Genomic DNA, 20,151 nt, shown 5'->3' on the forward strand with positions numbered 1-20,151 from the left:
AGGGGGGGCGGGGCTTTTTGCCGGGCCCTTGTGCGTCAATAGCCGGCCTGGCGGTCGACCAAGTGCAGGAAAGGCTGGCCGGCCTCGCCGCGCAGGATGTTTTCGGCGATGACCTCGGCGCCCTGGGGGGCACGGGTTTCCGAGGCGACATGCGGGGTGACGGTGACGCCGGGGTGGGTCCAGAACGGGTGATCGGTCGGGAGCGGTTCGACGCGAAAGACATCGAGGGTGGCATGGGCCACTTGGCCACTGTCGAGGGCGGCAAGGAGGGCGCTGTCGTCGATCAGGGCACCGCGGCCGGGGTTGATGACGAAGGCGCCAGGAGCCGGCAGGGCCAGGGTCTCGGCGTTCAGGATATTTTCGGTGGCAGGGGTGTCCGGCAGGAGGAGCACCAGGATCTCGGCGCCTTTCAGGGCCTTTGTGAGGCCTTCGACACCATGCTGGGTGCGCAAGCCAGTGATCTTTTTAGGGCGGCGGCTCCAGCCGGTCACGTCGAAACCGAGGCCGGCAAGCTTCTCTGCCACCGCAGACCCTAGGGCGCCAAGGCCCAGTACGGTCACCCGGCGCTCGGAGGCCAGGGGCGGGGCAACGGGGTGCCAGCGGTGCTCGGGGTTGGCGATATGGGCATCCATGCCGAGATGGTGGCGCAGCGCGTGGCCCAGAACCCATTCCACCATACCCTCGGTCAATCCGCCGCCCACCATCCGTGCCAGCGGCTGGGTCAGGGTCTTGTTGCCGACGATGGCCTCGACCCCGGCCCAGATGTTCAGCACCGCCTTGCAGCGGCCGTAGGGCGTGAAGTCGCGCAGGGGGCTGTCAGGGGCGTAGACGATGTAGTCCACCTTCTCCGACGGCATCTCCTGCGCGAGCTCATAGGCCAGCCCGGCGCGATCCAACGCGGCGCGCAAGGGGGGCGCCCAGTCGTCCCAGCGGGCGGCTCCGGCGGCGAACAGGATGTTTGTCGTCATATTGCCCCGCGTGGCCTGTGAACATGCGCCGATTGCACCAGCCCGAAGCCGATCATCAGGATCAGCATCGCCGAGCCGCCGTAGCTGACCAGCGGCAGCGGCACGCCCACCACCGGCGCCAGCCCCATGACCATCGACATGTTCACCGCGAAGAACAGGAAGAAGGTGGTGGCGATCCCCAAGGTCAGCAGCGCCGCGAACCGGTCGCGGTTCTGCAGTGCCGAGGCGATGCAGAAGGCGATGATCAGCGCATAGAGGCTGAGCAGCGAGAAGGCCCCGACGAAGCCGAACTCCTCGGCCAGGGTGGTGAAGATGAAGTCGGTGTGTTTCTCCGGCAGGAAGTTCAGCCGCGACTGCGTGCCCTGCATGAAGCCGCGCCCGGTCCAGCCGCCGGAGCCGAGCGCGATCTTGGACTGGGTGATGTGATAGCCGGCGCCCAGCGGATCGGAGGAGGGGTCGAGGAAGGTGTCGATCCGGCGGAACTGGTAGTCCTTGAGCAACTGCCAATCGGTGCCACGGCTCTTGAACACCGCGGTCACCAGACCGCCGGCGGCGGCGATCACCGCGGCGAAATAGGCCCAGTGGACGCCGGCCATGAACATCACCAGCCCGCCGCCGGTCATCAGCAGAATGGCGGTGCCGAGGTCGGGCTGGCGCAGCACCAGAAACGTCGGCAGCAGCACCAGCATCACCGGCAAAAGCACCCAGAACGGCCGGGAGGTCTTCTTGATCGGGAGCCAGTCGTAATAGGCCGCCAGCAGCATCACCAGGGTGATCTTCATCAGCTCTGACGGTTGCAGCCGCATGAATCCGATGTCGATCCAGCGCTGCGCGCCCATACCGGTGACGCCGACGAATTCCACCGCCAGCAGCAGCACCACCGAGATGCAGTAGCCCACCACCGCCATGTTGCGCCAGAACCAGATCGGTACCAACGCGACCACCAGCATCAGCACGAAGCCCAGCGCAAAGCGCTTCATCTGCGGCTCGGCCCAGGGATTGAACGAGCCGCCGGCCACCGAATAGAGCATCAGAAAGCCGATCGAAGCGACCGAGACCAGCAGGATCGCCAGCGGCCAGTTCAGGTAGAGCACCTTGCGCGGCCCCGAGGGCACGTGTTTGACGTTGTACTCGAGATAGGACATCAGGCCTCTTCCTGACCCGGTGCGCCGCGCGCCCGACGCTCGCGCGCCAGCCGTTCCTGCTGCGCCTGGATGCGACTGCGGTCGGCGCTGGGATAGGCCTCGAGCGGCGGATCGTCGCCGTAGAGCGCCTGCAGGGTCACGTCGCGGGCAATCGGCGCCGCCGCTGTCGAGCCGCCGCCGCCGTGTTCCACCACAGTCGCAACCGCAATACGCGGATTGTCGTAGGGCGCGAAATTGACAAACAGCGCGTGGTCGCGGCGGTTCCACGGCAGGTCGGCGTTGTTGACGACGCCGGCGCGGCGCTCGGCGGCGGTGATGTTGCGGACCTGGCTGGTGCCGGTCTTGCCGGCCATGCGCATTTCGTCGGCGGCAATGCGGGTACGATAGGCGGTGCCGCGGCGGTTGTTCGAGACCTCGTGCATCGCCTTGCGGATCTGGCGCAGGTGGTTCTCGTTGAGCCCCAGGCTCTCGCCCCCGCGCGAGGGTTGTTCCACGCCGTCGATCCGCTTGATCAGCCGCGGCGAGAGGCTGCGGCCGGTGGCCAGCCGCGCCGTCATCACCGCCAACTGCAGCGGTGAGGCCAGGACAAAGCCCTGGCCGATCGAGGCGTTGACGGTGTCGCCCACCACCCAGTCTGACCCGCGGTTGACGAATTTCCAGTTCTTGTCCGGCACCAGCCCGTCGGTGACGGCCGACATCGGTACGTCATGCGCCTCGCCCATGCCGAGCCTGCGGGCCATGGCGGCGATGTTCTCGATGCCGACCTTGATGGCGAGATCGTAGTAATAGACGTCGCAGCTCTCGCGCAGGCTCTTTTCCAGGTTCATGTGGCCGTGGCCGGCGCGTTTCCAGCAGTGGAAGCGGCGGCCCGAAACCTCGAGGTGACCGGGGCACCAGACGGTTTCGGTGGGCGTGATCAGCCCGGCCTCCATCGCCGCCAGCGCGGTGACCATCTTGAAGGTCGAGCCCGGCGGATAGGCATCCTGGACGATCTTGGAGGCCAGCGGCCGGTGATCGTTCTCGCGCAGCACGCTGTAGTCGGCCACCGAAATGCCGCGCACGAACTTGTTGGGATCGTAGGAGGGCGAGGAACAGGCGGCCAGCACGTCGCCATGCTCGAGATCGAGCACCACGACGCTGGCGCTTTCCTGGCCCAGCCGGGCGGCGGTGTAGTTCTGCAGCGCGCTGTCGATGGTCAGCTGCACGGTGGCACCGCTGGTACCCTCGCGGCGGTCAAGCTCGCGCATGACGCGGCCGACGGCATTCACCTCGACCCGCTTGGCACCGGCCTGGCCGCGCAGCACCTCTTCGAGCTTGGTCTCGACGCCGACCTTGCCGATCTGGAACCGGGGAATGCGCAACAGCGGCGGCGGGTCCTCGTAGCGCGACAGGTCACGCTCTGACACCGGGCCGACGTAGCCCACAACATGCGCCAGGTCCTGGCGCAGCGGGTAGTGGCGCGACAGCCCGACCTCCGGCGTGACGCCGGGCAGGGCAGGGCCGTTGACGGCGACACGAGAGATATCCTCCCAGCTGACCCGGTCAGCGACGGTGACGGGGAGGAAGGGGGCCGAGCGCTTCATCTCGGCGCGGGCGCGCTCGACCTCTTCGGGGTCGAGCTTGACCAGCTGGCCCAGGCTTTCGAGCACCGCGTCGACGTCGCCGGCATCCTCGCGCACCATGGTGATGCGATAGGCCGGTGCATTGGCTGCCACGGCGATGCCGTTGCGGTCGAAGATCTCGCCCCGGGCCGGCGGGATCAGCCGGATGTTGATGCGGTTTTCCTCGGCGAGAAAGCGGAACTGATCGGCCTGTTCGACCTGCATGTGCCGCATCCGCCAGCCCAGAAGCCCGACAAAGCCGGCCTGAAGCCCGCCGACGACAAGACCGCGTCGACTGACCTTGCGGGCGCTTTCGATGGTGTCCTTGGGCGGGCGTCTCATGTCATCCTCCCGGCGGCAAGTTCGGCATTGGTGCGGGCGCGCACGCCGAGCAGCCACTCGGAGGCCAGCGCCACAACCGGATAGATGGCCACGGTAAAGAGCACCTGCAAGAGCGACATCCCCAGAAGCGGCCGCGGCAGCATGAAGACGGTCAGCGCCACCCGGTAGGCCAGCGCCACCGCCAGGATGGTCAGAGCCACGAGGATCAGCTCGGCGGCGAAGCCGGCGTCGCGCAGGCCGGGCCCACGCTTGCGCATCGCCTCGCAGGCCATGACGACGATCGCCGCCATCAGCCCCGGCGGGCGCTGAAAGAAGAAGTCGGTGAGCAGGATCGCCCCGCCAACGAACACCACCGGCACGTAGTCCGGCCGCCGCAGTGACCAGGCAAGGCAGAGCGCCAGCAGCACGTCGGGCGCCGGCCAGCGCACCGGCCCGGTTTCCAGCGGCAGCAGGCGGAAGAAGATGGTCAGCAGCGCCAGCCCGAGGAAGGTCAGGCGCATCAGCCAGAGCCGCGAGGCGAGATTCTCAGCCATCGGCGGCCTCCGCGGGTTCGGCCGGGAGATCGTCGGCCCCTTCCTCGACGGCACCCGGGGGCACCACGAGCGCGCCGGCGCTGCCGACCTCGGGGGTGCCGTGATCGCGCAGCACGCGCAGGAATTCGAGCCGTTCGATATCGGCCGAGAGCCGCACCCTGAGCCGCCCGCCCGGGTCCTTGGCCACTTGTCCGATCACCAGACCCGGCGGCAGCACGCCGGCATCACCCGAGGTGATCACCCGGTCGCCGGGGCGCACCTGGTCGGCATCTTCGAGAAAGTCGATCGGCGGCGCCATGGAATTGTCGCCCACCACCAGCGCCCGCTGCCCCGAGGGCTGGATCAGCGCCGGAACCTTGGAGGACGTGTCGGTCAGCATGATCACCCGGCTGGTGCGTTCGCCCACGCCGGAGATGCGGCCCACCAGCCCCAGACCGTCCATCGCCGCCCAGCCGTCCTGGATGCCGTCACGCTTGCCGACGTTCAGAAGCAGCGATTGCCGGAAGGGCGAGCCGCTGTCGGCCAGCACCACGCCGGTGACATAAGTCAGCTGCGGGTCGAGACGCACGTTGTTGAGGTCGAGCAGGCGGGCGTTCTCCTGCTCGAGCTGTAGCGCCGCTTCCTTCCAGCTCTTCATCTGCTGCAGCTCGCGGCGCAGCTCCTGGTTCTGTTCGTAAAGCGAGTGATAGGACTGGAAATCGCGGATCAGGTTGACCGAAGCGGTAACCGGCGCCATCGCCCAGGAAAACCCCGGCATCACCCGATCGATCACCTGGGCGCGAAAGCGTTCGACCCGCGGACTGTCGATCCGCCAGAGGATGAAAAGACCGATCAGGCAGAGCAGCACGACAAAGGTCACGAGCCGCCGGAGCGGGCCAACATAATCCTCTTGCTGCGCGCGATCTCGGGCCAACGCGGGGTCTCCGGTCTTCTTGTTTGTCCGTCATACCACGGGCGGCCCGGCGCAATCCAGCCGGCGCGCGTTCACGAAACGGCAAGCCTTTGCGCCCTGCGGGGCCGGGCCTGCGCCCGGCGCGCCGCTCAGCTGTCGTAGTCGATGGCGTGACGCAGCTGCTTTTCGTATTCCAGCGCCTTGCCGGTACCCAGGGCCACGCAGTTCAGGCTCTCGTCGGCGATCGAGACCGCCAGGCCGGTCTGCTCGCGCAGCGCCAGGTCGAGATCGCCCAGAAGCGCGCCGCCACCGGTCAGCATCACGCCACGGTCGACGATGTCGGCGGCGAGGTCCGGCGGCGTGGTCTCCAGCGCGGTCATCACAGCTTCGCAGATCGCCTGCACCGGTTCCGACAGCGCCTCGGCGACCTGCGCCTGGGTGACTTCGGTCTCCTTCGGGACGCCGTTCAACAGATCGCGTCCGCGCACCTGCATGCTGGCGCCGCGGCCGTCGTCGGGCATGCGAGCTGTGCCGATCGAGGTCTTGATACGCTCGGCTGTCGACTCACCGACGAGGATGTTCTGCTGGCGACGCAGGTAGTTGACGATGGCCTCGTCCATCCGGTCGCCACCGACGCGGACCGAGCGGGCATAGACGATGTCGCCCAGCGACAGCACGGCCACTTCGGTGGTGCCGCCACCGATATCGACCACCATGTTGCCGGTGGGATCGGTGATCGGCATGCCGGCGCCGATGGCGGCGGCGATGGGTTCGGCGATCAGCCCGGCCTTGCGCGCCCCGGCCGACAGCACCGACTGGCGAATGGCGCGTTTTTCCACCGGGGTGGCGCCATGCGGCACACAGACGATGATCTTGGGCTTGGAGAAGGTCGAGCGCTTGTGCACCTTGCGGATGAAGTGCTTGATCATCTCTTCGGCCGTATCGAAGTCGGCAATCACCCCTTCGCGCATCGGGCGGATCGCCTCGATGCTGCCGGGGGTCCGGCCCAGCATCAACTTGGCGTCTTCGCCGACGGCGAGCACCTTCTTGACACCGTCCTTGACATGGTAAGCCACCACGGAGGGCTCGGCCAGAACGACACCCTTGCCCTTGACGTAGACCAGCGTGTTGGCCGTGCCGAGGTCAATGGCCATGTCGGCCGAAAACATACCGGTCAAATCTGACAGTGAGAACATTTCGAGGTGCGCCTTTGCCTTGGTGCAGACGATCGCGGGTGTCAAAAAAGCATTTGGCCGCGACTCTGCACCAGATCACGGCCAAATCGCTTATACGCAGGCGCTCTCATGGGCGAAAGGGCAAGCTGTCTCCGATCAGCGCCTTTCTGCCAGAGCGCCGGATTTCGGCGCGATTTCGGGCAGTGGCGGCGTAGAGTAGTTTTGAGGAGTATGTTCGGTATGGAGCATTCTTGTCGAATTTTGTGGCGTGAATCAGTGTGAATTGTTGACTATGGCCAAGTTGGGTCGCTTGCTGCTGCGCTTTTCGGCCTGTGGATAAATATCTGGAAAGGCTGCGCCCGAGGCTCTCCTCGCCCCGGATGTCGCCATTTCCGAACTGCGGCACCGCGTCGCGTCACGGGGCGCATGGCAGGGGGCTCACCCGGTATCAAGGCCCTCCGAGCGGCTCGAAATGGCGTATTTTGGAAAGTCTGGAGTAGTCTCGACCAAGGCCAGCTCACGCGCTTCCGGCCATAGATGTCCCTGAACCACCCCACGCGATCCATCCACAAAAGCCCTCTGTTTCGCCAAACCCCGCCGCGAATGTCGCTTTCCTTCCTTCACTGGTCGGGCTGGTTTTGCAGCGCCGGCGCGCGGGGCGCTATCCACGGGTCAAAGCCCTCTGGAGTGAGCCCGTCATGAAGACCCATGTAAAAGCGCTTGTCGTCGGTGGGGGTGCCGTTGGCACCTCGATCGCCTATCACCTGGCCCGTGCGGGCTGGTCCGATGTCATGCTGCTCGAGCGTGACGAGCTGACCTCGGGCTCGACCTGGCATGCGGCGGGGCTCTTGCCGCTATTCAACATGGGCTATGCCACCAGCCACATCCACGACTATTCGGTCAGGTTCTACAAGACGCTGGAGGAAGAGACCGGGCTCAACGCCGGCTTCTACGTGGTGGGCAACCTGCGCATGGCGCAGAGCCGTGAGCGGATGGATGAATTCGAGCTCTATGCCTCGACCGCCGAGACCGTGGGCATCCCCTATGAATGGATGAGCCCCGAGCAGATCAAGGAACGCTGGCCGCTGGTGCGCACCGAGGACCTGCAGGGCGCGCTCTATCATCCGACCGACGGCTACATCAATCCGGCCGACGTCACGCAAGCCATGGCCAAGGGCGCGCGGCAGCGGGGCGTCACCATCGAGCGGCGCTGGCAGGTGGACGGTTACGCATGGACCGGCTCGGAATGGCAGGTCTCGGTGACGAAGATGGTTGAGAAGGGCGGCAACCTCGTGCCGTCGGAAGAGTCCGCCGTCATCACCGCCGAACATGTGGTCACCGCCACCGGCAACCACGCGCAGCGCACCGCGCGGCTGTTGGGGCTGAAGATCCCGGCGATCCCGGTCGAGCACCAGTACATCGTCACCGAGCCCGACCCGGCGCTGGCCGAGTGGCGCGCCTCGAACCCCGAGCACCCGGTGCTGCGCGATGCCGATGCCAAGTGGTACGTCCGCGAAGAGCGCAAGGGCTGGATTCTCGGTCCCTACGAGCGCAACGCCCCGGCGCGCTTCCTCTATGACGTGCCCGAGAGCTTCCGCGCCGATCTGTTCCCGCTCGATCTCGACCGGATCGAAGAGGAATACATGTCGATGATCCACCGCATCCCCTCGTCAGAGACGGTGGGGCTGAAGGACGATTTCAACGGCCCGATCTGTTACACGCCCGACGGCAACCCGCTGGTGGGCCCGGCGCCGGGCCTGCGCAACATGTGGCTGGCCGAGGGCTTCAGTTTCGGCATCACGGCGGCCGGCGGCACCGGGTATTACCTGGCGCAGATGATGGTCGAGGGCGAGGCCGAGATCGACATGGCGAGCCTCGACCCCAAGCGTTACGGCCGCTGGATGACCACCGAATACGCCGCGCGCAAGAACGAGGAGTGCTACGAGCACGTCTACATCCTGCACCACCCGGACGAAGAGCGCGAAGCCTGCCGCCCGCTGCGCACCGCGCCCTGCTATGACCGGATGAAGGCCCGCGGCGCGCAGTTCGGCTGCGTCAACGGTTTCGAGCGGCCGAACTACTTCGGCCCGCTGGATGCGCCCGAGAGTTTCGACCATGACGCCCGGTCCTTCCGGCGCGGCGGCTGGTGGCAATACGCGGTCGACGAGGCCCGCGCGGTGCGTGAAGGCGTCGGCATGATCGATGCCTCGGCCTTTACCAAACACGCGGTGACCGGGGCTGGGGCCGAGGAATTCCTCGACTGGTTCACCACCAACAAGCTGCCCAAGGTGGGCCGCATCAACCTGACCTATGCGCTGACCGGGGCCGGCACCACGCGCACCGAATACACCATCGTGCGGCGCGGTGATCAGGATTTCTACCTCGTCTCCGCCGGGGCGCTGACCGACTACGACGGCGACTATCTGCGCAAGTCGGCCGAGGATTTCATGGAACGCAGCGGCAAGCTGGTGATCGTTCAGGACGTGACCACGCAATACGGTGTCTTTGCCGTCGCCGGCCCGAAATCCCGCGCGCTGCTGCAGGAGGTGATCAAGGATGCCGCGCCGGAAACCGCGCTGTCGAACAAGCGCTTCCCCTGGCTCTCGATGCGGCAGATCGAACTGGGCATGTGCCCGGTGATGGCGATCCGCGTGGCCTATACCGGCGAGCTGGGCTGGGAGCTGCATCACCCGATCGAAATGCAGAACTACCTGTTCGATCTGCTGGAGAAGGCCGGTGAAGCGCACGGGCTGAAGCTGGTGGGTGCCCGGGCGCAGAACTGGCTGCGGCAGGAGAAGAGCTATCGCGCCTTCGGCAACGAGCTCGGCCGGGATGCGACGCCGCTGGAGGCGGACCTGCCGCGGTTTGTCGATCTCGACAAGGACTTCCGCGGCAAGGAGGCGATGCAGGCGCTGGGCGTGCGATCGAAGTGCTGCACGCTGCTGATCAATGGGCCCGCGGATGCCGATCCCTGGGGTCGCGAGGCGCTCTACCACGACGGCGAGAAGGTTGGGCGGTTGACCTCGGGCGGCTACTCGGTGGCCTTCGGCAAGTCGATCGGCATGGGCTATGTGCGGCCGGAGCTGGCGGTCGAGGGGGTGAAGCTCAAGGTGCGGATGCAGGGGCAGCTCTGGGACGCCGAGGTGACCTGCGATTCGCCTTATGATCCGAAGAACGAGGTGATCCGGAAGGACGGGTAAGTGGCGGCTTGGTGGGGTTGGCGGTGAGGTCCCGGATCAAGTCCGGGACGTTGGGGGACTTGGGGCGGGAGGCTGATAATCAACTTCCCTGTCCCACTCTCCCTTAAAGCCTGACAGCAAAGCCCCGGCGCGGAATCAAGGCCGCAGGCCGCCGCGCCATCGCCGACCCGCCCCCCGGGGCGGCGATTTTGTGAGGTACAGCGCACCGCTCGGATGTATTCCGGATTTGGTAGGGATTAAGTGCTGCAGAACTGAGCTGGGATCGCCACCCCGCGGGTCGGCGATGGCGCGGCTTGTGGCTTGGGGCGTAGGTGGGGTGGTCCTGGTGACACACGCCCCGGACGCGATCCGGGGCCTCCACCGCACACATGAGGTCCCGGATCAGGTCCGGGACGGCGGAGCGCCTGGGCCCGGCCGGAGCCGGTCGCTCAGCCGTTGCCCTGTTGCAGACGTTCGGCGTAGGCGCGCAGCTCTTCGGCCTCGTGGCGGGCGTCGCGCAGGCCTTCCATGGCGGCGGTCAGCTCGGCCTCGGTCTGGGCCAGCTGGTTGGTCAGCTCGGCCTCGCGCTGCTGCAGGTAGGTGATCGCCTGATCGCGGGTCTCTTCGGCCTCGTGCAGCTCCTGGCTCATCCGCTCGAGCTCGCCGACGTCGGATTTCGACACGGCGGTGAACCGATGCAGCAGCCAGTTGGCAAACCATCCAAGGCAGAACGCCACGAACAGAATGATCGCCGTCGCGATGACAAATTCGGTCCTACTCATCCGCGGCGTCCTCCGTGCCAGAAGCGCCGTCTTCTTCTACGGATTCCTCAGTGTTTTCAAGCTCTGATTCGCCCTCGTCTTCAGTCTCGACCTGCTGCAGCCGGAATTCGATCCGGCGATTGGCCTCGCGGCCCTCTTCGGTGTCGTTGCTTTCGATCGGCTGGGTCTCGCCATAGCCCTTGGCGCGGAAGGTCGACGTCAGCACGCGGCGGTTGCGCAACTCGGTCAGGATGGCGTCGGCGCGGGCCTGGCTGAGCTCGAGGTTCATGCTCTCGCGGCCCTGGCTGTCGGTGTGGCCGGCGATCTCGAGGTTGATCTGGCCGCAGCCGCCCAGCACTTCGGCGATATCGTCGAGGATGTCCTTGCCGGCGGCGTCGAGCGTGTTCGAGCCGGGCTCGAAGCTGAGCTTGCGGTCGCCCAGAACGGTCTCGATGCGCGACAGGCATTCCTCGGGCGTCGGCAGGGCGGCCAGCGGGTCGAGCGCCTCGACATATTCGACGTCGATGATGAATTCGGCACGTTCGCCCAGCTTTTCGGTCATCAGCGCGGCCATGGCGGCGCTGGCGCCTTCGCTGCCGGTGCGGCCGGTGATGCGTACCTCGTCGGGGGTGACGGTCACGGCACCATTGGCGAGGTAGGACAGCGCCTCGATCGCCGCCAGCACCCGCACCGGCCAGCCGCCGGGCAGGTTCTCGTCAACCCGCGCGGTGGTGCGCACGGCACCGCTGGCAAAGGCCGCCTTGGCATAGCTCTCGGCGGTCTGGCGGGTCATCTCGCTCGACACGCGTCCACGCAGCAGCACCTGGCCCTCGGGGCTCAGGGTGGCGACAAACTCGGGCGGGCCGTCGTCATTGGCGGCGGGGGTCTCGGGCAGAACGGCGGTCAGGTCGAAGACCGGCGGCAACCCGTTTTCCAGCTCGCCCACGGTCTGATCAAAGAGGTCCTGATCGGTGCCCTCGGGCACGATCATGGAAATTTCGGTGTCGGTCATGGTCACCGTGCCGCCACCCAGGGTGTCGAGCGCGGCAATCGACAGCTCGGCGGCCTCGGCCCAGCGCTTGGTCGGCACGCCAAGGCCGACCCGGCACTCGGTGCCGCGAATCCGGCCCTGCGCCGCATCGGCGGCGTCGAGGATGCGCTGGCGCGCCTGGTCGGTGTCGGCGGAACAGACGTCGAAGCTGCCGCCGGCCTCTTCGATGACATAGCGCAGGGTGAAGGGCGTGATCACCGGGCGTGGCGCCGAGATCGCCAGCTCGACCCTGACCGTCTCGGGCACGGCCTTGAGCAGCGCCGCCTCGGTCTTGATGCGTTCGTCCTCGCTGTCGGCCATGGCGGTGACATGCACCCGCGCCGGCTCGACCGAGATCTTCGAGCGCGGCAGGCGGGTCAGCGCCTCGAGCGCAAAGCGCATGGCGGCGTCCCAGCCTTCGGGCACGGCGTGTTCGGCGGTCTCCATCAGGTCGGCGACATTCTCCTTGCCGACGATCCGGCCCATGCGGCTGACCATCTCGTCATGCTTGGCGCCCTTGGGCACCAGGCCGATCAGCGAGACGCCGGAATCGTTGCGCAGGATCTCCATCGAGAATTTCGGCGGCGCCAGGTCCTGGGTGTCGACCACGTCCATCTGGTCGATCACCCGGGCGGCATCGACCACCTGCCCGGCGTTCGACAGGGCGCGGAAGCGCGCGGCCTCGGTCGGCGCGGTGCCGAAGAGATAGACCTGCAGGCCGGTGGCATCGACCGAGGCCCAGGTCAGACCGGCGGTCTGGAACTGCTCGGTGACGGCTGCCTCTGACGCGTCCTCGACCAGGGTGACGGCGAACCCCGCGGCGACGATGGACAGAACCCCCGCAATTGCAAAGGAAGAGACGGGCAGCACATAAGTCGAAAGACGCATTCGTCGGGTCCGGACTGTGAACGGTTTCCGAGGCATACGCGCCCCGGTGACCGGTTTCAATCACGCCGCGAGAGCGACGGCGAAAAACAGCACAGGCAGCAGCCCGGCGTTGCGGTTGGAGCGGAACAGCATAAGCAGCCGGTCCATGTCGTCCATCCGCAGCATCCGCATCTGCCAGACCATGTGCCAGCCAAAGGCCCAAGGCCCGCCAAGCGCGATCACCAGCGCCAGAAGCATCGCCTTGGGCACCGCCATCACGATGGCCAGCGCCATCAGGCTGACCGCCGCCACCAGAAAGCGGGTGAGCCATTTCGGCGTCGCCGCACCAAACAGCCGCGCGGTGGATTTCACCCCGATCAGCGCGTCGTCTTCCTTGTCCTGGTGGGCGTAGATCGTGTCGTAGAACAGCGTCCAGGCGATGCCGGCGAGGTAAAGCACCAGCGCCGGTGCCTCGAGTTGCCCGGTATGCGCTGTCCAGGCCAGCAGCGCGCCCCAGTTGAAGGCGATGCCGAGAAAGACCTGCGGCCACCAGGTGAAGCGCTTGGCAAAGGGATAGACCGCCACCGGCGCCAGCGCGAGAATGCCCAGAACGATGGCGGCGGTGTTGAAGGTCAGCAGGATGGCAAAGGCCACAAGCGCCTGCGCCGCCATCCAGGCCACTGCGCCGGTGACGCTGACTTGGCCTGAGGGGATCGGCCGCGAGGCCGTGCGCGCCACCGAGCCGTCGATATGGCGGTCAGTAATGTCGTTCCAGGTGCAGCCGGCGCCGCGCATCAGCAGCGCGCCCAGCCCGCAGCCGACAAAAATCCACAGGTCGTGCCAGCGCGCGCTGTCGGTGTGCAGCATCGCCAGCAACAGCCCCCACCAGCAGGGCAGCAGCAGCAGCCATGTGCCGATCGGCCGGTCGGCGCGGCTGAGGCGCAGGTAGGGCCGTGTGGCGGCCGGGGCCAGCCGGTCGACCCAATTGCCCCGCACCGCGTCGGAAACCTGTCCCGTGGCCTCTGGCGTCGGGCTTTGCTCTGTCATATCTGTCATCCCATGAGTGGCACGGTCAGGCTGTATGTAGATCACCCGTTGGGGCAGGGGCAAACCATTCCTCTGGAACGTCCGCAGGCGCATTACCTCTTCGGGGTGATGCGGCTCGAGGCGGGGGCGGAGCTTTTGCTGTTCAACGGCCGCGACGGCGAATGGCGCTGCGAGGTGGCCCAGGCCGGCAAGCGTGGCGGGCTGCTGGTCTGTCAGGAGCAGAGCAAGCCGCAGGCGGCACCGCCCGACCTCTGGCTGGTCTTTGCCCCGGTCAAGAAAGCGCGCACCGATTTCATCGTCGAAAAGGCGGTGGAGATGGGGGTGCGGCGGCTGGTGCCGGTGCAGAGCGACTTCACCAATTCCGAGCGCATCCGCGCCGACAAGCAGCGGGCGCATGCCATCGAGGCCGCCGAGCAATGCGGCGCGACTTTCGTGCCCGAGGTGGCCGAGATCCAGAAGCTCTCGCGCCTGCTGGACCACTGGCCCGCCGAGCGCCACCTGCTGTTCTGCGACGAGGCGCAGGCAGGGGGCTCTTCGGCCCTTGCGGGCCTCCTCGCGCTGCAAGAGGCAGGCCGCGGTCCCTGGGCCATCCTGATCGGCCCCGAGGGCGGGTTCTCCGAGGCCGAACGGGCGCGGCTCCATGGCTTCGACTTCACCCACCCGGTGGCGCTCGGTCCGCGCATCCTGCGCGCCGAGACGGCGGCGGTGGCGGCGCTGACGCTCTGGCAGGCGGTGCTGGGGGATTGGCAATGATGCGGGAGGCCGTTGCGCGCGACGTTCCCGCCCTGCGGGCCTTTCTGCAGCAGCATATCGAGACATCGATGTTCCTGCTCGGCAACCTCGAGGCGCATGGGCTGGGCTCCGATCACGATCACGCGACGCGGTACTTCCTGTGCCATCGCGGTGACGAGATCACGGGCGTCTTTGGTGTCACGCGCGGCGGGTTCCTGATGTGCCAGATGCCGCGGGTGTCCGAGCGCGAAGCCCGGGCATTCGTGCAGGCCCTGAGCGGCAGCTCCGTGCGCGGCATGACGGGGGCGTCGGAGCAGGTGCTGGCGGTGCTGGAGGCGCTGGCGATCCCGAGAGAGCGCTGGCAATTCTCGGACACGCAGCCGCTTTATGGTGTGCGCTGCGCAGCGCTGCCCGACGAAGATGCGGTGGTCCTGCGCCGGGCCGAAGAGGCGGATCGTCGGCTGCTGGAGGGATGGTTCACGGCGCTGGGGCTGGAGACCGGGCTGGTTGCGGGCGAAGCCGCGATTGCCGATGGCAGGGCGCGCGCCGACGCCGCCATCGGCAGCGACAGGTTCGTGCTCATGATCGAGGCGGAAAAGCCCGTCGCAATGAGTGCGATCAACGCGCGCGCCGGCGACGCGGCGCAGGTGGGAGGCGTCTTCGTGCCGCCGGAGTTGCGCGGTGCGGGCCGGGCCGGGCGCATCGTCGCGCGGCAATTGCGCGATCTGCAGGCCAGCGGGATCGACCGCGCGATCCTCTTTGCCGCCTCGGACAAGGCCGCCAAGGCTTACGAGCGTATCGGCTTTGGTCGGCTTGGCGATTACCGGGTCGCCATGTTGAAAGACAGCGTCACGCTGGGGGGCACGGTATGAGCTTTGTCCGCCCGCAGGCGCGCGCTGCGCTCTGGCGCTGGCGCGAGGTGCTGGCCGGGGCGCTGCTCTTAGCGCTGGGGCTCTGGTGGGGCTTTGGCGCCATCGGCTGGATGATCAACTGGCTGGGCTACGCCGTGGCGCTGATGGGCGCCGCATTGCTGGTCCTCGGCCTGCAACGGGCGCGCTTTCGCGATGGCTCTGACGGGCCCGGGGTGGTGCAGATCGTCGAGGGCCGCGTCGGCTATTTCGGCCCGCTCACCGGCGGCGCGGTGGATATCGCCGATCTCAGCCGGCTCAGCCTCGACCGGCGGATGCATCCGGCGCATTGGGTGCTGAGCCAGCCGGGGCAGGACCCGCTTCACATTCCCGTCACTGCCAAGGGCGCCGATGAGCTGTTCGACGCCTTTACCACCCTGCCGGGGCTGCGCACCGAGTATATGCTGCGCGAGCTGCGCAGCGACACCTCGAGCGAGAGCGTGATCTGGCAGCGCCCGTCGCGCACACCCGCCCTGCATTGACAGACCGGGCGTTTCCGCCCATCCCTTGCACACCCTTGAAGGCCACAATCGGAGCTGCGCCCATGTCCATTCCTCAATCCGGCGGCGGTGTGATCGAACGCCCCGAGCAGCTGGCCGAATACCTTGCCGAGGGCTGCAAGCCCAAGGAAAACTGGCGCATCGGCACCGAGCACGAGAAGTTCGGATATTGCAAGGACACGCTCAAACCGCTGCCCTACGAGGGTGCGCGCTCGATCGAGGCGGTGCTGTCGGGCCTGCGCGACCGCCATGGCTGGGCGCCGGTGACCGAGGGCGGCAAGCTGATCGGGCTGGAGAAGGACGGCGCCAACGTCAGCCTCGAGCCCGGCGGGGCGCTGGAGCTGTCCGGCGCGCCGATGGAGACCATTCACCAGACCTGCGACGAGGTGAACATCCACCTGCGCGAGGTCAAGGATATCGCCGACGAGATCGGTGTCGGCTTCATCGGTCTGGGTGCCGCGCCGATCTGGGAGCATGAGCAGATGCCGCTCATGCCCAAGGGGCGCTACAAGCTGATGGATGCCTACATGGGCAAGGTCGGCACCATGGGCCGGTCGATGATGCGGCGGACCTGCACGGTGCAGGTGAACCTCGACTTCGGGTCAGAGGCCGACATGGTGCAGAAGATGCGCGTGGCGATTGCCCTGCAGCCGGTGGCGACCGCGCTTTTCGCCAATTCGCCCTTCTTCGAGGGCAAGAAGAACGGTCACAAGTCCTGGCGTTCGCGGATCTGGCGCGATCTCGACGATGCGCGCACCGGCATGGTGCCCTTCGTGTTCGACGAGGGCTTCGGCTTCGAGCGCTGGGTGCAATATGCGCTCGATGTGCCGATGTATTTTGTCTACCGCGACGGCCAGTATATCGACGCGCTGGGCCAGTCGTTCCGCGATTTCCTCAAGGGCGAGCTGCCGGCGCTGCCCGGCGAGAAGCCGTTGATGAGCGATTGGGCCGACCATCTGACCACGCTTTTCCCCGAAGCGCGGGTCAAGAAGTTCATCGAGATGCGCGGCGCCGATGGCGGCCCTTGGCGCAGGCTCTGCGCCCTGCCGGCCTTCTGGGTCGGTCTGACCTATGACCAGGGGGCGCTGGATGCGGCCTGTGATCTGGTCAAGGGCTGGGATGCCGAGACCCGCGAAGGGCTGCGGGTGGCGGCCTCGGTCGACGGGCTGCAGGCCGAGGCCGGAGGTGTGAAGATGCACGACCTGGCGCGCGAGGTTCTGGCGATTTCCGAGGCCGGTCTGACGGCCCGGGCGCGGCCGGGCTCCGGCGGGCTGGTGCCTGACGAGACGCATTTCCTGAACGCCCTACGCGAGAGTGTGGAGAGCGGCAAGGTGCCGGCGGATGAGCTGCTCGAGGCGTATGACGCCGAATGGGGCGGTGACCTGACGCGGATCTACGCGGCGCATTCCTACTAGGCTTGGGGCGAGCCAGGCTTGGGGCGAGGTCCCGGATCAAGTCCGGGACGTGAGCCGCGGAGCGACGGGCCGCGGTGCGGCGAACCGAGGTGGGTTCGGCAGCGCTTTATCCCCGCCAAGTCCGGAAGACATCAGATCGGCGCGCTGGTGGTAGCCAAATCGCCGCGCCGGGGGGCGGCCCGGCGATGCGCGGCGGCCTGCGGCCGCTGTTAACGCGCTAGGCCCAATAACCAGTGGTGCGACTGTGTGAAGCCCTGGAAATGTGTGTCAGTTGGCTTCCGGTGTGAGCCGCGGATCGACGGGCCGCGGTGCGGCAAACCGAGGTGGGTTCGCCTGCGCTTTATCTCAGCCAAGTTCGGAAGACATCAGATCGGCGCGCTGGTGGTAGCCAAATCGCCGCGCCGGGGGGCGGCCCGGCGATGCGCGGCGGCTTGCAGCCGCTGTTAACGCGCTTAGCGCGATGAACCCGGGGATTGGTGGTGTGATACCGGCTGACGGGTCCTGTGGCCGCTGTTAACGCGCTGGGGCTTCAGACCATAGGGGAAGGCAAAAGCACGCCCCCGGCCTCACGCCAACACCCGCAGGAAGTCGTCAATCTGCTCCCCTGTCACCGACCAATCACAGACAAACCGCGCGCGCACCGGTTCATCCGCGTCACCCTCGAGCGTCCCGAACAGCGTGTACTGCGCCCCGGCCGCCTGCAGCTTGCGGTGCAACCGGCGCGGCAGGGTAGCGAAGATCATGTTGGCCTGCGGCTCGTAGAGGAACGCCACCTCGGCACAGCTGCGCAACCCCTCCGCCAGCCGCGCGCCATGGGCGTTGGCCTGCGCGGCCATCTCCAGCCACAGACCCTCTTCGAGATAGGCCAGCATCTGCGCCGCGAGGTAGCGATGCTTGGAGAACAGATGCGCCCCGCGCTTGCGTCGCAGCTCGAACTCGCGCGCCCTGGCGGGATCGAAGAGCACCACCGCCTCGACCCCCATCAAACCGTTCTTGGTGCCGCCAAAGCTCACCGCGTCGACACCAAGCTTCCAGGTCATCTCGGCCGGCGTACAACCCAGCGCGGCGATTGCATTGGCAAACCGCGCACCGTCGAGATGCACCGCGCTGCCGTGCCGCTGCGCCACATCACAAAGCGCGCGCAGCTCGTCCAGCGCATACAAACGACCGTTCTCGGTCACCTGGGTCAGGCTCACCGGCCCGGACTGCGCGATATGAACATCGCCGGAGCCGTGGTGTGTGAGGGCCGCCTCCAGCGCCTCGGGCGTCATCTTGTCGGCCGCGCCCACAAGCGAGAGCTTGGCGCCGCCGGTGTAGAACTCCGGCGCGTTGCATTCATCCACCTGCACATGCGCCTCAGGCGTGCAGAACACCGTGTCCCAGGGGTTGGTGAGACAGGCCAGCGCCAGCGCGTTGGCCGTGGTGCCGGTGGCCACCAGATAGACGGCGGCCTCGGGCGCCTCGAAGACCTCGCGGATACGCGCCTCGGCCGCCCGGGTCAGATCGTCGGTGCCATATGACGGCACATGTCCGGTGTTGGCGCGCATGAGCGCCTCCATCACCCGGGGATGCACGGGGCCGGTGTTGTCCGAGGCGAAAAACATCTCAGGTGGGCTCCTCGATGATGTGGTCTTCCCAATCGTCTTCGTCGATCTCGAATTCCGGCACCGTCCGGCCCTGCATCGAGACGCCGGCGGCATGAACGCTCTCGGGCGTGCCGGTCAGCAGCGGGTGCCACTCGGGCAGGGGCTTGCCGCGCCACAGCAGCCGATAGGCGCAGGTCTGCGGCATCCAGTAGGCGTGGGTGTCGATGTTCTCGGGCGTCAGCACGATGCATTCCGGCACGAACTGGTGGCGGATCTCGTATTGCGAACAGCGGCAGGTGCTGTCGTCGAACAGCCGGCAGGCGACACAGGTCAGCTCGACCTCGCCGGTGTCCTCGTCCTCGAGCTTGTTGAGGCAGCACTTGCCGCAGCCGTCACAAAGCGCCTCCCACTCTTGCGGGCTGAGCTTCTTCAGTGGCTTGGTCTCCCAGAACCGGGGAGGCAGCCCCTTGCGGTCGATCGGATCACTCATGCCCTGGCCAATATCTCGCGGGCGCGGTCGCAGTCGGCCTGCATCTGGGCGACAAACGCCTCCTGGCTGTCAAAGGTCGCCTCGGGGCGCAGGTAGGACACCAGCCCGACCGAGAGATGCGCGCCGTAGAGATCGCCGGAGAAATCGAAGATGAAGGTCTCGAGGTTGGGCACCTCGCCGCCGTATTGCGGCCGCACGCCCAGCGAAGCGGCGCCGCGATAGCTGCCCTTGTGCGGCCCGTCGGTGACATCGACCAGCACGGCGTAGACGCCGAAGGCCGGCAGGTGCAGCCCGGTCAGGTCCATGTTGGCGGTGGGAAAGCCCAGGGTCCGCCCGCGCTGCTCGCCACCCACCACGGGGCCGGCGATGCGGTGCCAATGGCCCAGCATCTCGGCGGCCAGCTCGGGCTTGCCATCGGACAGCGCCTGACGGATCGCGGTGGACGAGACCTGCGCCGTGCCTTCCTGCAGCAGCGGCGCGATGGTGACGTCAAAGCCCATCTCGCGACCGAACCGCACGAGGTCCTGGGCGTTGCCGGCGCGGGCCTTGCCGAAGCAGAAATCCGCGCCCACCACCACATGGCTCAACCCCAGCCCGTCGCGCAGCACGCGGGCGCAGAATTCCTCGGGCGTCAGCCCGGCAAGGGCGTGGTTGAAGTTCAGCTCGTAGAGCACGTCGACTCCCAGCTTGGCCAGTCGCGCGGCGCGGGCCTCGGGCGACATCAGCCGAAAGGGCGGCGCCTCGGGGGCAAAGAATTCGCGCGGGTGCGGCTCGAAGGTGAGAATGCCCAGCGGCGCATCGGGCCGGCGGGCAAGGTCGATCACCGACAGGTGGCCACGGTGCACGCCGTCGAAGTTGCCGATGGCAACGCTGGCGCCCCGATCGGGCGGCTGGGTGAACTGATAGTCGCGGATGATACGCATGGCGCAGGGGTAGCCTCGCGGCTTCCCGCTGACAAGAGGCGGCGTGGGCCCGCCGCC

18 protein-coding genes are annotated in these 20,151 nt (G+C 67.2%); 6 read left to right on the forward strand and 12 right to left on the reverse strand.

The window, feature by feature from the left end; genetic code table 11:
- Window positions 1–35: 35 nt before the first annotated feature.
- The 6 genes from ACN0SE_RS17350 to ACN0SE_RS17375 form a co-directional block, all read right to left on the reverse strand.
- Window positions 36–968 (reverse strand): 2-hydroxyacid dehydrogenase, encoded by a 933-nt coding sequence (locus tag ACN0SE_RS17350; RefSeq protein WP_417525792.1) that lies wholly within the window; start codon window positions 966–968, stop codon window positions 36–38.
- Window positions 965–2,113, reverse strand: coding sequence for a rod shape-determining protein RodA (rodA, locus tag ACN0SE_RS17355; protein ID WP_417525793.1), 1,149 nt, complete (start codon window positions 2,111–2,113; stop codon window positions 965–967). The genes ACN0SE_RS17350 and rodA overlap by 4 nt, the downstream gene beginning before the upstream one ends.
- Window positions 2,113–4,056: a penicillin-binding protein 2 gene (gene mrdA / locus ACN0SE_RS17360; RefSeq protein ID WP_417525794.1), complete on the reverse strand. Its 1,944-nt coding sequence runs from the start codon at window positions 4,054–4,056 to the stop codon at window positions 2,113–2,115. Before mrdA ends, rodA begins: the two co-directional genes overlap by 1 nt.
- Window positions 4,053–4,589: a rod shape-determining protein MreD gene (locus ACN0SE_RS17365; protein ID WP_417525795.1), complete on the reverse strand. Its 537-nt coding sequence runs from the start codon at window positions 4,587–4,589 to the stop codon at window positions 4,053–4,055. The genes mrdA and ACN0SE_RS17365 overlap by 4 nt, the downstream gene beginning before the upstream one ends.
- Window positions 4,582–5,502: a rod shape-determining protein MreC gene (gene mreC / locus ACN0SE_RS17370; protein ID WP_417525796.1), complete on the reverse strand. Its 921-nt coding sequence runs from the start codon at window positions 5,500–5,502 to the stop codon at window positions 4,582–4,584. The genes ACN0SE_RS17365 and mreC overlap by 8 nt, the downstream gene beginning before the upstream one ends.
- A 128-nt stretch (window positions 5,503–5,630) precedes the next feature.
- A complete protein-coding gene (locus tag ACN0SE_RS17375; RefSeq protein WP_417525797.1) occupies window positions 5,631–6,677 on the reverse strand; it encodes a rod shape-determining protein in 1,047 nt (348 codons plus the stop codon).
- On the opposite strand from ACN0SE_RS17375, the gene ACN0SE_RS17380 reads away from it, so the two are divergent.
- Together ACN0SE_RS17380 and ACN0SE_RS17385 are read left to right on the forward strand one after the other, a co-directional pair.
- Window positions 6,628–6,876, forward strand: coding sequence for a hypothetical protein (locus tag ACN0SE_RS17380; RefSeq protein WP_417525827.1), 249 nt, complete (start codon window positions 6,628–6,630; stop codon window positions 6,874–6,876). The genes ACN0SE_RS17375 and ACN0SE_RS17380 overlap by 50 nt on opposite strands.
- Window positions 6,877–7,354: 478 nt before the next feature.
- Window positions 7,355–9,856 carry a GcvT family protein gene (locus tag ACN0SE_RS17385; RefSeq protein WP_417525798.1) on the forward strand — a complete coding sequence of 834 codons (2,502 nt, stop codon included), beginning with the start codon at window positions 7,355–7,357 and terminating at the stop codon, window positions 9,854–9,856.
- A 428-nt stretch (window positions 9,857–10,284) separates the two neighbouring features.
- Here the strand turns inward: ACN0SE_RS17385 and ACN0SE_RS17390 are convergent, their stop codons facing one another.
- Genes ACN0SE_RS17390 through ubiA form a run of 3 tightly spaced genes read right to left on the reverse strand, consistent with a single transcriptional unit; the run spans window position 10,285 to window position 13,540 of the window.
- Window positions 10,285–10,617 (reverse strand): hypothetical protein, encoded by a 333-nt coding sequence (locus ACN0SE_RS17390; RefSeq protein ID WP_417525799.1) that lies wholly within the window; start codon window positions 10,615–10,617, stop codon window positions 10,285–10,287.
- On the reverse strand, window positions 10,610–12,514 hold the full coding sequence (locus tag ACN0SE_RS17395) for an OmpA family protein (protein WP_417525800.1): 1,905 nt from the start codon (window positions 12,512–12,514) through the stop codon (window positions 10,610–10,612). The genes ACN0SE_RS17390 and ACN0SE_RS17395 overlap by 8 nt, the downstream gene beginning before the upstream one ends.
- Window positions 12,515–12,574: 60 nt before the next feature.
- Window positions 12,575–13,540 (reverse strand): 4-hydroxybenzoate octaprenyltransferase, encoded by a 966-nt coding sequence (ubiA, locus tag ACN0SE_RS17400; RefSeq protein WP_417525801.1) that lies wholly within the window; start codon window positions 13,538–13,540, stop codon window positions 12,575–12,577.
- Between the two features lie 12 nt (window positions 13,541–13,552).
- On the opposite strand from ubiA, the gene ACN0SE_RS17405 reads away from it, so the two are divergent.
- From ACN0SE_RS17405 to ACN0SE_RS17420, 4 genes are all read left to right on the forward strand, one after another.
- Window positions 13,553–14,293 (forward strand): 16S rRNA (uracil(1498)-N(3))-methyltransferase, encoded by a 741-nt coding sequence (locus tag ACN0SE_RS17405; RefSeq protein WP_417525802.1) that lies wholly within the window; start codon window positions 13,553–13,555, stop codon window positions 14,291–14,293.
- Window positions 14,293–15,144: a GNAT family N-acetyltransferase gene (locus ACN0SE_RS17410; RefSeq protein WP_417525803.1), complete on the forward strand. Its 852-nt coding sequence runs from the start codon at window positions 14,293–14,295 to the stop codon at window positions 15,142–15,144. The genes ACN0SE_RS17405 and ACN0SE_RS17410 overlap by 1 nt, the downstream gene beginning before the upstream one ends.
- On the forward strand, window positions 15,141–15,662 hold the full coding sequence (locus ACN0SE_RS17415; protein ID WP_417525804.1) for a hypothetical protein: 522 nt from the start codon (window positions 15,141–15,143) through the stop codon (window positions 15,660–15,662). Before ACN0SE_RS17410 ends, ACN0SE_RS17415 begins: the two co-directional genes overlap by 4 nt.
- A 62-nt stretch (window positions 15,663–15,724) precedes the next feature.
- Window positions 15,725–17,095 (forward strand): glutamate--cysteine ligase, encoded by a 1,371-nt coding sequence (locus ACN0SE_RS17420; RefSeq protein WP_417525805.1) that lies wholly within the window; start codon window positions 15,725–15,727, stop codon window positions 17,093–17,095.
- Between the two features lie 566 nt (window positions 17,096–17,661).
- On the opposite strand, the gene ACN0SE_RS17425 is transcribed toward ACN0SE_RS17420, so the two are convergent.
- The 3 genes from ACN0SE_RS17425 to ACN0SE_RS17435 are packed head-to-tail and all read right to left on the reverse strand — an operon-like array spanning window position 17,662 to window position 20,094.
- Window positions 17,662–18,699, reverse strand: a complete 1,038-nt coding sequence (locus tag ACN0SE_RS17425) for a threonine aldolase family protein (protein WP_417525806.1) — start codon at window positions 18,697–18,699, stop codon at window positions 17,662–17,664.
- Window position 18,700: 1 nt separating this feature from the next.
- Window positions 18,701–19,171, reverse strand: coding sequence for a YcgN family cysteine cluster protein (locus ACN0SE_RS17430; RefSeq protein WP_417525807.1), 471 nt, complete (start codon window positions 19,169–19,171; stop codon window positions 18,701–18,703).
- Window positions 19,168–20,094, reverse strand: coding sequence for a bifunctional riboflavin kinase/FAD synthetase (locus ACN0SE_RS17435; RefSeq protein WP_417525808.1), 927 nt, complete (start codon window positions 20,092–20,094; stop codon window positions 19,168–19,170). The genes ACN0SE_RS17430 and ACN0SE_RS17435 overlap by 4 nt, the downstream gene beginning before the upstream one ends.
- Between the last annotated feature and the right edge of the window lie 57 nt (window positions 20,095–20,151).

This window comes from Marinovum sp. (assembly GCF_048263515.1).
In the GTDB taxonomy this organism is placed as follows: Bacteria; Pseudomonadota; Alphaproteobacteria; order Rhodobacterales; family Rhodobacteraceae; genus Marinovum.